The organism is Primorskyibacter marinus, assembly GCF_003313245.1.
GTDB lineage: Bacteria > Pseudomonadota > Alphaproteobacteria > Rhodobacterales > Rhodobacteraceae > Primorskyibacter > Primorskyibacter marinus.
Window position 1 is genome coordinate 1 of the sequence record NZ_QJSD01000037.1, and the last position, 12,133, is coordinate 12,133.

The following is a 12,133-nucleotide window of genomic DNA, read 5'->3' on the forward strand; positions in this document are numbered from 1 at the left end:
GTAAGCATCCGGCGTAGGCCACAGGTAGGTCATCGCTCGCGATCACGGTCCATTTCGATGAGCTCTTGCAGGTTTTCGATCCCGAATGGAGTGAATGCGATGACACCGTCGTCGCTGGGACCGTAGACCCAGATTATACCATCTTCGGTTTCCATACCGGTGGCGAGATCAAAGATCTGATTGACGGTTTCGCCCAGTTCGACAGCGACGCGGTCGATTGTCTTGACGGAATACACCTTGTTCAGCTGCATGGTTACGCTGCTTGTGTAAGGGATAGAGCTTTCCAGTTCCAAGGCAGAAGTTCATGCACGCGCGAGACGGGCAAGTCGGGCAGCCGGGCGAGAACATCGGCGAGCCAGGCCTGCGGATCGATGTCGTTCATTTTGGCGGTGACGATAAGGGTATACATGGCGGCAGCCCGTTCACCGCCGCGCTCTGAGCCTGCGAAGAGCCACGACTTTCTGCCCAGTGCCACGCCACGTAAAGCGCGTTCGGCCGCATTATTCGTCAGACAGATATGCCCGTCATCGAGGAATGCCGTGAAGGCCTGCCAACGGCCATGCTTCTCAAACATGTAGTTGATCGCCTTGGCCACCTTGTTGTGTCTGGACAGTTTCGCACGCTCGTCCTGCAGCCAGTCGTGGAGGCCGTTCACCAGGGGACGGGACAGGTTCTGGCGGGCGACGAGCCGGGCATCAGCATCCAGCCCATTGATCTCGCGCTCGATGTCGAAGATGGCATCGATCCGTTTCACCGCTTCCAGTGCGACCGGCGAGATCTGATGGGCGGGTTTGCCCTTGCGGACGTTGCCCGCAATGTCGGCCAGTTCGAAGAACTTCCGGCGGGCATGTGACCAACACAACGCACTGGTCACGGGCCCCGCGTCGCGGTCTTCGCGATAGAGATCGTTGTATCCACCATAGGCGTCCGCTTGCAGCACACCTTGCCATCCGGCCAGATGCTGATTGGGATTGGTTGCGCCGCGATCTCGAGAGAAGCGGAAGAACGCCGCTGGTGGGGCGCCACCATTCCATGGCCGATCATCACGCACATAGGTCCAGAGCCGGGCCTTTTTTGCACCGCCCCGCGCCAGAAGCGGCACGGTGGTATCATCGCCATGCAGGCGGTGAGCGGCACGCACATGGCTTTCGATCAGGGCATGGATCGGCTGCAAGGCAACAGTCGCGTGCCCGACCAGGTCCGCCAGGGTGGACAGGCTCAGCTCTACACCTTCACGGGCGAACCGCTCGGCCTGCCGGTTCAACGGCTGGTGCTGACCATATTTCTCGAAGATTAGCATTGCGATCAAGCTGGGCCCGGCCCATCCGCGCGGAATCGCATGGAAGGGCGCCGGCGGCTGACTGATCCTTTCGCAAGACCGGCAGGTGAACTTCTCACGCACGGTCTGTATGACCTTCCACTGTCGCGGGATCACCTCCAGTGTCTCGGTGACATCTTCGCCCATCTTCACGATCCGGTCCGAGCCACAGCAAGTGCAGGCGGCCGGTGCCTCAACAACAACTCGCTCGCGCGGCAGGTGATCGGGGAACGGCTTGCGCACGGGATGGCGGCGCGTGAAGGCGCGCACCGTGCTGGCTTTCTCGCTTGCTTGATCTGCGGCTAAGGCATCCTCGGTGGCCGCCGCTTCCATCTCTTCAAGCTGCAGTTCCAGTTGATCGATCAGCCGGGCGCGTCGTTCTGACGAGATACCGTATTTGTCACGGCGCAGTTTGGCGATCTCGAGCTTGAGCTCTTGGATCATCGCCTCGGAGCAGGAGACAACCGCGCGGGCCTGCGCCAGCTCGCTTTCCGCAACATCTGCACGGGCCTCTGCGGCGGCCAGGGCAGCGCGTAATTTGGCGAGTTCAGAGGCGGCATTAGACATGACCAATATTTACCAGCCGAAGCCGCGAAGCACCAATAAAAACAGGCTGGCTGGCGCAAATTAACCAGCCTTTGCAGGGCGTTGTGTCCAGCGTGGGTTACGCCAGTCGATGCCCTCCAGAAGATAACCCAACTGCGCCGCCGATATCTGTACCGCTTCGCCCGACCGGCTCACGGGCCAGATGAACTTGCCTGCCTCCAGGCGCTTTAGATAAAGCGACATGCCCACGCCATCATGCCACAGGATCTTGACGAGGTCGCCCTTACGACCTCGGAAGCAAAATATCTCACCCGCATGGGGATCACGGCCGAGCCCTTCTTGCACCTGTAGCGCCAGCGTGTTCATGCCCCGCCGCATATCGGTGACGCCGCCTGCGATCCACACCTTCACGCCCGCCGGAAACGCGATCATTGCCGATCCACCACTGCCAGAAGCCGAGCAAGCGCTTCGGACTCCACGCCGATGGGCACGATGAGACGACGCCCATTCGGAAGGGCTACCTCAACCCGACAGTCCGGAGGTGGACTGGCATCGATTGGATTTGCCTGCGACGCGGAAACTTCCTTCGGCACAGTCACCGGCGCGAACGATACAGAGCCAGAAGACCCAAGCTCACCGTTTCGATACTGCCGCCGCCAAGTCGTCAAAAGCGACCGGCCAATGCCGTGTCGCCGCGCCGTGGCTGTCACCTGACGGTGGCCAATAAAGCTTTCTTCCACAATGCGCAGTTTGTCATCATCCGACCAATGCCGGCGGCGTTCACCATCGGCAGCAGACAGAACTTCGATTTGAGGGCGGTTGATAAAGTCGGACATAAGGTCGGACTTACCATCAGATTGAGCCTGAGATCAGACGGCCGTCGCCGGAGGTTTACCCTCGTGAAAACGCTCAAGCGCGATTATGTGCGCGTCAATCCGCTACCCGATGCTGAAACCGTTCTGAAATTGATAGGAGACTGGATCGAGGATTATAACGACAACCACCCACACAGTGGCCTGAAATGGCGCTCACCTCGTGAGTTCATAAAGGCTAAAACCGAAACCGTTTAAGTGCCCGATGAAACGAGGGCCGGATCATTTGACGAATTTCTCACCGGGGCTCTTCGGTGTCTTTTTCATTGTCCACTTCTCGATGGCTACGATGAGCAACGAGCCCTCTCTTGTAAATTGACCTATCTGGTCCCAGCGGCACTGACGTCGGACACCGACATGATCTGCGCCAGCCTCAACTCTATATCAGGCCAAGTCCAGCCGGGTCAGATGCAATGCCTAAGTCAGGACTGCATCTGACCAAACTTTTGTCATGTCAGAGGAGTATTAGCCTCCTCGTCTCGTCAATAACGGTATGGAACACCTACCGTGTCCATGAGCGCTTTGTATTCGCGGAAGATTTTAACAACACGCGCAGCTCGGTCACTGCGTGCCGCCAATTGATCCCAGAACTTCTCTGCGTCGTTAACAACCTGCTCCCATTCTTCTTGCGGAATGGTTGTCTGTTCCATCTTGCCGCCGTTTGCTCGAAGCTGCGCTTCACCACCCCAGTACCAGTGCTGGCGATAGTAATGAGAACTGTCCATCGACAGTTTGAAGAGCTCTTGAAGATGCGGTGGCACCTTGGCCCAACTGTCGCTATTGGCGAAATAAGACCCACACCAGGCACCGGTGATGTTATTGGACAAGGCGTATTTACAGACGTCAGCCCAACCGATTTCGTACATCTCGGTAAAGCCACTCCACGCAATGCCGTCAAGCTCACCTGTTTGAAGGGCAACTTCAACGTCCTCAAACGGGACCGTCACTGGGATAAGCCCGTATTGGGCCATGAATCGACCGGCAGTCGGCACACCAAACACACGGAGCCCCGCCATGTCTTTCATGGTGCGGATCGGTTTGTCGACGGTATAGACATGTAGCGGGTCCCACGCCCCAGCCCCGAGCCACTCTACACCCTCAACCTCGTCATATGCCTCCTGCCAGATTTCATTCAATCCGTAGCGATGGAATAGAACGGGCAGGTCAAGGCTGTAACGAGACGAGAATGGAAAATAACCACCGAAATCTGCAATATCTACGGGCGAAGCCATTGTTGCATCGTCGGACTGTACGGCATCAATCGTCCCGTTCTGCATTGCGCGGAACATCTCGCCAGTGGGCACCAACTGATCCGCATAAAACAGCTCAATCTCCATTTCGCCATTTGCGGCTTTGTTGAAAGACTCAATCTGAGGCTGAATTACATGAGCGCCCAAAGGTGCGCCCGAATAGGTTTGCATGCGCCATTTAATTGGCGCTTGTGCCTTCACCACACTGGGCGCTGCAAGCGCCGCAGCGCTGCCGATGCTAGCGGTTGTCAGAAACTTTCTTCGCGTAGTCATGTCATTCTCCTCTTCAGAACATGAAACCTTGGCTTGTGATTACTTATTGGGTGCCGAGTCTCCGCTACCTCCCGTAAACGTAGTTTGGGAGCCACATCGCAATCTGCGGAAAGACCATGAGGATTATCAGTGCCAAAACCATCACAAGGACGAATGGGGTGATCGAGGCATAGATATCCCGTAGGCTGATTTCAGGTGGGGCCATGGCGCGCATCAGGAACAAGTTGTAGCCAAATGGAGGCGTCATGTAGGCAATTTGCGTGGTAATTGTGTAGAGCACACCATACCAGATTAGGTCGAAGCCAAGCGTACCGACCAATGGCACATAAAGAGGTGCGACGATCACCAGCATAGCGGTATCGTCAAGGAACGTACCCATCAGAATGAAGCTCAGTTGCATAATGATGAGGATCACCCAAGGGTTCAGATGAAGCTGTTCAACGAACAACCCCTCAATCGCCTTGACCGCGCCCAGGCCGTCGAAAACCGCCCCAAAGGCCAACGCAGCCAGAACAATCCACATGAACATACAAGAAATTCCGAGCGTCTGACGCACCGATGTCTCGAGTACACTTCTTGTCATCCGACCTTTGAACACAGCAGCAAGCAAGGCCGCCATTGCCCCAATTGCAGAGCTTTCGACCAACCCCGTCCACCCCATGAGGAATGGAGCCATCATACTGGCAAATATTCCAATCGGGAGAAGCCCGGCCAGCAGCAAGCGGTATTTCTCACGTTTAGTAATGTCCCGGTCAGCGTCGGGGATAGCTGGCCCCAGCTCGGGCTGTATGCGACAGCGAATGTAAATATAGACGACAAACAGCGCGGCCATCATCAAGCCCGGAATGATCCCTGCAAGCCACAGTTGGCCTACTGGTTGGCGCGCAATCATTGCATATAGAACGAGCACAACTGACGGAGGAACAAGGATGCCAAGAGACGACCCCGCCTGCACGACGCCCGTGACCATAAGTTTATCATAATTGCGCTTGAGCAATTCCGGCAATGCAATCGTTGCCCCGATCGCCATCCCTGCAACGCTCAGCCCATTCATCGCCGAGACCAAAACCATCAGAAAGATGGTGCCGATTGCCAGCCCACCTCGCATTGGTCCCATCCAGACGTGGAACATCTTGTAAAGGTCGTCTGCGATCCGGCTTTCGCTCAAGATATAGCCCATGAAGATGAACATCGGCAGCGTCAACATCGGGAACCATTTCATGACCTTCATGGCGGCCGTGAACGGCAAATCTGAACCGCCAGTTCCCCACAACATCAAAGCAGCCATAGCAGCAACGCCGCCGATGGCACCAAACACGCGCTGCCCCGTCATTAGCATTAGCATCATGGAAGCAAACATGAGGAGCGCAATAAGTTCGTAGGGCATCAGACTTCTACTCCGCGAAGTTCGGCAATATCTTTGATAAGTTCGGAAACGGATTGCAGGATCATCAATACGATGCCAAAGCACATGATTGATTTCACCGGCCACATGAGCGGACGCCAGAACGTCGGACTGCGCTCTTGGTACTCAATCGCGTAAGATAAGGAATCCAGGCCGCCAACAAGCAAGACCACGAGATAGAAGATCAGCAGAAGTACGGTGACGCTATCGACCATGGCCTTCTTACGCTCGTTCCATTGTCCGTAGAATAAATCCATGCGGACATTGGAGCCAAGCTGGAGCGAATATGCGCCGCCAACCATATAGTAGGTGACCATTGCGAACTGGGAAACTTCGAGCGTCCAGAACGACGGCACGACAAATAGCATTTTTGACAAAACCGACCATAGCAGGATCGCTATCATTACAAAGAAGCCATACATGATAATCCGACCGATCAACCGGTTAAACCGATCAACGACACGCACATAAGTCATCAAAAAGCGAGGCATGTTAGGTGAACCCTTTCTTTAGATCACAGCGATTCCGGCTGCGATCAGTGCTGCCTTGGCATCGGGGAGTGGGTTGCTTTCAAGCACAAGCCGATCAATTCGCTCCAGATTGCAAACCTTGAAAGTGGAATTACGGCCAAATTTGGAGCTGTCTGCGACGACGGTCAGCGCGCCGGTATTTTCTGCCATGGCGCGTGCAATCTGCGCTTCGCTTTCAGAAAAGTCATAAGCGCCAGAGCCATCAAAGCCCGTCACAGTCAGAACTACATGATCAGTACGAATTCTACTAATTTCAGAACAAGTATGCGCCCCGACCGTCTGCGAATTGTCGGTTCTGTAAGTTCCCCCCAAGAGAATAACGCGCGACCCGTTATTCACGCTGGCGATTGTTTGAGCAATGCGAACGGAATTGGTAATCACGGTCAAGTCGCGCACATGTGCCAGCGCGCCAGCGCACACCAAGGTGGTCGACCCAGTATCCATCATGATGGATTGTCCCGGCTCCACCAGCTTTGAGAGCTTCTCCGCAATTTCCTGCTTTGCTTGCGCATTGACAGCCAGTCGCTCTTCAAAAAGCCCTTCTGGAGTGATGCTGGCCTTGACCGCACCTCCATGTACCTTTCTGACCCTGCCGGCTTTGGCCAGCGCGTTCAGATCACGTCGAACTGTCTCGGTGGAGGCGTCAAATCGCTCCGCAAGCGCATCGACGGACGCGCCTCCAGTCTTTTCAATGATTTCATGAATCGCCGCCCGACGAACCGACGGCCTAAGCGCCTGACGTTTCCCAACCATAGTACCCTCCACTGCCGCGCAAAGGCTACCTGATCAAGCTGATTAGTCCATCTTTTTTTGTTGAAATGGGCAATAAACTAGAAATATCACTTATTTACAGACAGTTACAAAACAATCACAGACCATAAAACTTCTCCAAACGGTCAAATATGCAGCTTTAGACTTGACTGCGGCACCACAAACGAACAGTTTTCAACCAAATGATGACCAAGTGGGCAGGAATATTTGCCTATCGGACATCTCACACCCAGATGGGGAGGGCCGCGCGTGCAGTGCGATACTTTTGATATTGCCATTATCGGTGCGGGTGTCGTCGGCTGCGCCATGGCCCGCCGCTTTACACTTGATGGTGCACGGGTCGTTGTGATCGAAAAGGCGTTGGACGTGTTGGAGGGGGCATCCAAAGGCAACAGCGCCATCCTTCACACCGGTTTTGACGCTCCGCCTGGCTCACTTGAGCAAGCCTGCATAGCTGCAGGGTACAAAGAGTATCTTGAAATTGCCCAGGAGATGTCGCTTCCGATCCTCAAGTCCGGTGCCTTGGTTCTGGCGTGGTCAAGCGATCAGATGGCACAATTGCCTAAATTGATCGAAAAGGCTCATACCAATGGCGTTACAAATGTAGCGAACTTGTCGCGTGAAGAAATTTTACGCAGGGAGCCGAATTTGTCTCCCGCTCTAATCGGTGGTTTTGAGGTACCTGGGGAATATCTGATTGATCCTTGGGGGACGGCACACGCCTATGTTCTACAGGCGATTGCGAACGGCGCAACGTTGATGCGGAATGCCGAAGTCCTGGATGGCGACTTCGAAGGGACGTCTTGGTCGCTTAAGACGACACAGGGCGACGTGCGAGCAAATCACGTCATTAACTGCACTGGTCTCTACGGCGACATTGTCGACGAGCGGCTAATCGGTTCGAAAAAGTTCACAATTACTCCCCGCAAGGGCCAGTTTGTCGTCTTTGATAAACCCGCTTCGAAATTAGTGTCATCAATCGTCCTGCCGGTACCGACGAAAACCACAAAAGGGGTGGTGATCTGCCGCACTATTTTTGGCAATCTTCTTGTCGGACCAACGGCAGAGGACCAAGACAGCCGAACAGACGCATCAACGAGTCGCGGCGCCCTGCTCGATCTACACGCCAAAGGTGTAAAGATGGTACCGGAGTTGTCTCAATATGAAGTAACCACAGCATATGCGGGCCTACGCCCTGCCGCGGAGTTCTCAGACTACCAAATCAAACATGACAGCGAACGGCGATATGTAACGGTTGGCGGGATTCGGTCCACTGGGCTTAGCTCATCGCTTGGAATTGCGCAGCATGTCAGCGAGTTATTGCAGAACTCTGGTACGCAATTCAGAGCAGTATCGTCGCCTGTGATTCCAACACCCGAAAGGCTGTCTGAATACCATGAACGAGACTGGCAGTGCCCAGGAGGCGAAAGCATCATTTGTCATTGTGAACTGGTGACCAAACGCGAAATCGAGCGCGTACTTGATGGCCCAATGCCGCCTGCAACATTGGCCGGCTTGAAGCGACGGACGCGTGTCACCATGGGCAGATGTCAAGGCTTCTACTGCACCGGCGGTTTGGCCGCTCTCACTGAGGGCCGGCTGGTTCGCCCAATGGGGTCTAGAAATGGCAGTTAACATTATCTCTGAGTCGTCCTGCCGAGTCGCAATCGTCGGCGGCGGCACATCAGGGCTTGCACTTGCGGCCGAACTAAAGAGGCTGAATGTAGGCAGCGTGGTTGTTCTGGAACGCGAGCCTATTTCCGGGGGGATCCCGCGCCATTGCGGGCATTACCCGTTTGGCATTCACGAATACCGACGCCTTATGAAGGGGCCTGAATACGCACGAAAAAATAGCGACGTCGCAACCAAACTAAGAGCGATCATTCGAACCGGAACGACCGTAACGGCGCTGCGCCCAGGTGGAACATTAGAAATAACCACTCACGCAGGACGTGAACTTCTGCACGCTGATCGCGTCGTTCTTTGCACCGGGGTCCGAGAGAGTTCGCGCGCGCAGCGCTTCATTGGTGGAGATCGCCCATATGGGGTCATCTCGACTGGTGCGCTTCAGTCGATGGCTTACTTGCAAAACATACGCCCGTTCAGAAATCCAGTGATCTTTGGCTCAGAGCTTGTATCTTTCTCTGCAATTCAAACCTGTTCACACGTTGGCATCAAGCCAATCGCCCTTGTCGAAGAAGAAGACCGTGTTCGTGTCAGATCGCTGTTGTCGCCCTATCTGATTGCTAAACGAGTCCCGCTTCACACCGGTATTCGGCACCCGAAGATTGTTGGTCGCGAAACTGTCGAAGCGTTAGAGTTCACGGACAAGAATGGTGACCATCGGCGCATCGAGACCGATGGGATAATCATTTCTGGCCGTTTTCGGCCCGAAGCAGCGCTTCTCAGAGCTAGTCACCTCGACGTCGATTCAGGAACAGGTGGTCCCGTGGTGGACCAAACTGGGCGCTGCAGTGATCCTGCCTACTTTGCGACAGGCAACATTCTGCGACCGGCCGAGACGTCGGCGTTTTGCTGGCAGGAGGGAGTGGACACGGCCGCCCGCGTGGCAAACGATCTCCAAGCCCCATCACCGCACACACCGAAGGTTGTATCCGTGAGCCATGATGACCCCGCAATCCGCTTCGTTGTCCCGCAACGGATCGACACCAGCTTGCCGCCTTATGGTATGGCGCACTTCTACCTGGGGCTGGCGGAAGAGGTTCGAGGTGTTCTTGAGGCCCGCTCGGACGGCATCCTTATCTGGGAGAAGAGTATCAGGTCGCGACCGGTCCGAAGACTCCAGTTTTCACTTTCCGAAATCGTGAAGCCGCCCGCTGCCGATGACATCACCTTCACGTTGAGAAGGCTAGGCTGAGATGAGAATTGCAGGGATTGACCAAGGCACGACCAGCACACGCGCGCTTGTCGTTAACACTGATGGGATGGTTAAAGTGGCCCATGCCACCCAACACCACCAGATCTATCCTCGCGAAGGTTGGGTGGAGCATGATCCGGAGGAGTTGATTACAAATCTAACCGCCTGTGTGAACGCGGCCGGCAAGCTGGATGCGATCGGAATAGATAATCAAGGTGAAAGCTGCTTGGCTTGGGACGCGAAAACCGGAGAGGCGCTTTCACCCGTTATTGTATGGCAAGACCGGCGGACATTGCCAACACTACAACAGTTGCAGAATGAAGGCTACGAGCACGAGACCCTTGCGCGCGCAGGCCTGCCGCTTGATCCATATTTTTCTGCCAGCAAATTGGCATGGTTGTGCGAGAACCTTCCGGAAGTGCGCCAAGCGCATGACAATGGGCGACTGCGCCTTGGCACGACAGATGCGTTCTTTTTAGATCGCCTTACAGGTAAGTTTGTCACCGATGTCAGCACTGCCAGCCGGACCTCCCTTCTGAATCTGGAAACTCTGGAATGGGACGCAGAACTTTGCCGGCTATTCGGGGTTCCGATCGAGTGTTTGCCGAGAATCGTCCCAACCACCGGTGATTTTGGCGCAATGAATACTGACTACGGCTTGACGCCGGTCACGGCCAGCGTCGTCGATCAACAAGCTGCCCTCTTCGGGTTTGGATGTCGTAAGAAAGGCGACGCCAAGATCACATTTGGCACCGGTGCTTTTGCTCTGATGGTGACAGGCGACGAGATCATAAGAAAACCAGATCTGGGACTTCTGCCTACGGTGGCCTGGCAGCACTCTGATGAACCGGCCGTCTACGCACTTGATGGCGGCGTTTTCACCGCCAGTGCGGCGATTAATTGGGCGCAATCTATTGGTTTGTTTTCAAGTTTCGATGAGATAAATTCCTTCTGCACCCCATCGGCCATTGAATCTGGGTTGGTATTCGTCCCCGCCCTCGCTGGCCTTGGCTGCCCCCACTGGCTTCCGACCGCGCGCGCAACCTGGATGGGGCTGTCGCTAGATCACAAACCAGAGCAACTTGTCCAAGCCATTCTTGAAGGCGTCGCACTTCGTGCCAATGAGGTGGTAGAAGCCATGGCGTCCAGTGTCCCAAGAGCGGATGAGCTTTTCGTCGACGGTGGCATGAGCAAGAATCCCTATTTCATTCAATTTCTAGCGGATGTCAGTGGGGCCCACATTCGCCCTGCCCACATGCCAGAATTGACGGGATTGGGTGCCGCTCACCTGGCTGCGGTACCACTCAAATGCAAATTTGAATCATTTGCGGAGTTCGGCAACATAGCTCCAAGACCTCGGCCCACCGATTACATGGCAAAATTTCGGCGCGCGATTGAATTTTCAACAACATGGGCCCAAGAACTTTATCCCTAGGTTCCAGACCCATTAATCGGCCTGAGGCTGTCAGGTCTGCGTACTTCAAGTCCCCCAAACTGAGGGGAATTATGGATCGACATCCAGTGGTCGCTCAAAAAGACATTGGCACCGAGATCGCGCCCTTCCTGCATTGCCCACGCTTCGGCAAAGTGATCGATGGTAAGGATTTTGTCGTCCTCCCACAGCGCCCATTCGATCGGGTTGTGCCCCACCCTGTGGTGTAGGATGCCGCGCGCGAAGCCATTGGCTTAGCGCAGCGCGCGGCCGGGCTGGCGGCCACCGCGGCTCTTCGTAGTCTGAGGCTGTTCAAAGACCGACGACAACGAAGGAGAACACGATGACCAACCCCATAATCGACCTTCCGGGGGTGATCGCCAAGAGCGATGACGCGGATTTTCTGCGCGATCTGATCCAGGACGCCGCGCAGCGGCTTATGGACATCGAAGTGGCCGCTGTCTGCGGTGCCGCGCATGGCGAGCGCAGCCCGGACCGCGAGAACCAGCGTAATGGCTATCGGCCGCGACAGTGGGACACCCGGGCGGGGACCATCGGTCTGAACATCCCGAAGCTGCGTAAAGGCAGTTACTTCCCGACCTTTCTCGAGCCGCGCAGGACCGCCGAGAAAGCGCTGATGGCGGTGAGCCAAGAGGCCTATATCCAAGGCGTCTCCACCCGCGCGGTGGATGACCTGGTGCGCGCCATGGGGTTGACCGGCACTTCGAAGAGCCAGGTGTCGCGGCTGTGCGAGGAGATCCACTGCCCGGCAGGGCATCGCGCAGCGATGGCTCGAGAGGGACGAGCGGGTGCAGGCGTTCCTGAACCGCCCCCTCGAGGGCGATTGGCCCTTTCTCT

Annotated in this window: 11 protein-coding genes and 2 pseudogenes; 5 read left to right on the top strand and 8 right to left on the bottom strand. The window is 55.6% G+C overall.

The annotated features are described in order from the left end of the window. Positions 1 to 29: 29 nt before the first annotated feature. From DMZ65_RS18790 to tnpA, 4 genes are read right to left on the bottom strand one after another with little or no spacing between them, the layout of a single operon-like run. Entirely contained in the window at positions 30 to 251 is a 222-nt protein-coding gene (locus DMZ65_RS18790; RefSeq protein WP_116599347.1) for a hypothetical protein, read from the bottom strand. Between the two features lie 2 nt (positions 252 to 253). Then, positions 254 to 1,885, bottom strand: coding sequence for an IS66 family transposase (gene tnpC, locus DMZ65_RS18795; protein ID WP_116599435.1), 1,632 nt, complete (start codon positions 1,883 to 1,885; stop codon positions 254 to 256). A gap of 60 nt (positions 1,886 to 1,945) precedes the next feature. After that, positions 1,946 to 2,296 (bottom strand): IS66 family insertion sequence element accessory protein TnpB, encoded by a 351-nt coding sequence (tnpB, locus tag DMZ65_RS18800; RefSeq protein WP_067630184.1) that lies wholly within the window; start codon positions 2,294 to 2,296, stop codon positions 1,946 to 1,948. Continuing rightward, a complete protein-coding gene (tnpA, locus tag DMZ65_RS18805) occupies positions 2,293 to 2,700 on the bottom strand; it encodes an IS66-like element accessory protein TnpA (protein ID WP_116599346.1) in 408 nt (135 codons plus the stop codon). Before tnpA ends, tnpB begins: the two co-directional genes overlap by 4 nt. A gap of 63 nt (positions 2,701 to 2,763) precedes the next feature. On the opposite strand from tnpA, the pseudogene DMZ65_RS18810 reads away from it, so the two are divergent. After that, positions 2,764 to 2,934, top strand: a pseudogene (locus tag DMZ65_RS18810) (integrase core domain-containing protein); the annotation flags it as partial. 284 nt (positions 2,935 to 3,218) lie between these two features. Here DMZ65_RS18810 and DMZ65_RS18815 read toward each other — a convergent pair. The 4 genes from DMZ65_RS18815 to DMZ65_RS18830 all read right to left on the bottom strand — a co-directional run bounded on the left by DMZ65_RS18815 (position 3,219) and on the right by DMZ65_RS18830 (position 6,947). Continuing rightward, complete coding sequence (locus DMZ65_RS18815; protein ID WP_116600253.1) at positions 3,219 to 4,259, bottom strand: TRAP transporter substrate-binding protein; 1,041 nt, start codon at positions 4,257 to 4,259, stop codon at positions 3,219 to 3,221. A 64-nt stretch (positions 4,260 to 4,323) separates the two neighbouring features. Beyond that, complete coding sequence (locus tag DMZ65_RS18820; RefSeq protein ID WP_116600254.1) at positions 4,324 to 5,646, bottom strand: TRAP transporter large permease; 1,323 nt, start codon at positions 5,644 to 5,646, stop codon at positions 4,324 to 4,326. Continuing rightward, positions 5,646 to 6,155, bottom strand: coding sequence for a TRAP transporter small permease subunit (locus DMZ65_RS18825; RefSeq protein WP_116600255.1), 510 nt, complete (start codon positions 6,153 to 6,155; stop codon positions 5,646 to 5,648). The genes DMZ65_RS18820 and DMZ65_RS18825 overlap by 1 nt, the downstream gene beginning before the upstream one ends. An 18-nt stretch (positions 6,156 to 6,173) precedes the next feature. Continuing rightward, positions 6,174 to 6,947, bottom strand: a complete 774-nt coding sequence (locus DMZ65_RS18830; RefSeq protein ID WP_116600256.1) for a DeoR/GlpR family DNA-binding transcription regulator — start codon at positions 6,945 to 6,947, stop codon at positions 6,174 to 6,176. Between the two features lie 267 nt (positions 6,948 to 7,214). Here DMZ65_RS18830 and DMZ65_RS18835 point away from each other — a divergent pair, with 267 nt between their 5' ends. The 4 genes and pseudogenes from DMZ65_RS18835 to DMZ65_RS18855 form a co-directional block, all read left to right on the top strand. Beyond that, entirely contained in the window at positions 7,215 to 8,600 is a 1,386-nt protein-coding gene (locus DMZ65_RS18835) for an NAD(P)/FAD-dependent oxidoreductase (protein WP_232825069.1), read from the top strand. Further along, entirely contained in the window at positions 8,590 to 9,843 is a 1,254-nt protein-coding gene (locus DMZ65_RS18840) for an NAD(P)/FAD-dependent oxidoreductase (RefSeq protein WP_116600258.1), read from the top strand. The genes DMZ65_RS18835 and DMZ65_RS18840 overlap by 11 nt, the downstream gene beginning before the upstream one ends. Position 9,844: 1 nt before the next feature. Then, positions 9,845 to 11,278 carry an FGGY-family carbohydrate kinase gene (locus tag DMZ65_RS18845; protein ID WP_116600259.1) on the top strand — a complete coding sequence of 478 codons (1,434 nt, stop codon included), beginning with the start codon at positions 9,845 to 9,847 and terminating at the stop codon, positions 11,276 to 11,278. A 340-nt stretch (positions 11,279 to 11,618) separates the two neighbouring features. After that, positions 11,619 to 12,133 (top strand): annotated as a pseudogene (locus DMZ65_RS18855) (transposase); the annotation flags it as partial.

Bases quoted from the DNA above. Each gene is read 5' to 3' on its own strand.
- DMZ65_RS18790 (WP_116599347.1), bottom strand. From the start codon at position 251: ATGCAGCTGAACAAGGTGTATTCCGTCAAGACAATCGACCGCGTCGCT.
- tnpC (WP_116599435.1), bottom strand. From the start codon at position 1,885: ATGTCTAATGCCGCCTCTGAACTCGCCAAATTACGCGCTGCCCTGGCC.
- tnpB (WP_067630184.1), bottom strand. From the start codon at position 2,296: ATGATCGCGTTTCCGGCGGGCGTGAAGGTGTGGATCGCAGGCGGCGTC.
- tnpA (WP_116599346.1), bottom strand. From the start codon at position 2,700: ATGTCCGACTTTATCAACCGCCCTCAAATCGAAGTTCTGTCTGCTGCC.
- DMZ65_RS18815 (WP_116600253.1), bottom strand. From the start codon at position 4,259: ATGACTACGCGAAGAAAGTTTCTGACAACCGCTAGCATCGGCAGCGCT.
- DMZ65_RS18820 (WP_116600254.1), bottom strand. From the start codon at position 5,646: ATGCCCTACGAACTTATTGCGCTCCTCATGTTTGCTTCCATGATGCTA.
- DMZ65_RS18825 (WP_116600255.1), bottom strand. From the start codon at position 6,155: ATGCCTCGCTTTTTGATGACTTATGTGCGTGTCGTTGATCGGTTTAAC.
- DMZ65_RS18830 (WP_116600256.1), bottom strand. From the start codon at position 6,947: ATGGTTGGGAAACGTCAGGCGCTTAGGCCGTCGGTTCGTCGGGCGGCG.
- DMZ65_RS18840 (WP_116600258.1), top strand. From the start codon at position 8,590: ATGGCAGTTAACATTATCTCTGAGTCGTCCTGCCGAGTCGCAATCGTC.
- DMZ65_RS18845 (WP_116600259.1), top strand. From the start codon at position 9,845: ATGAGAATTGCAGGGATTGACCAAGGCACGACCAGCACACGCGCGCTT.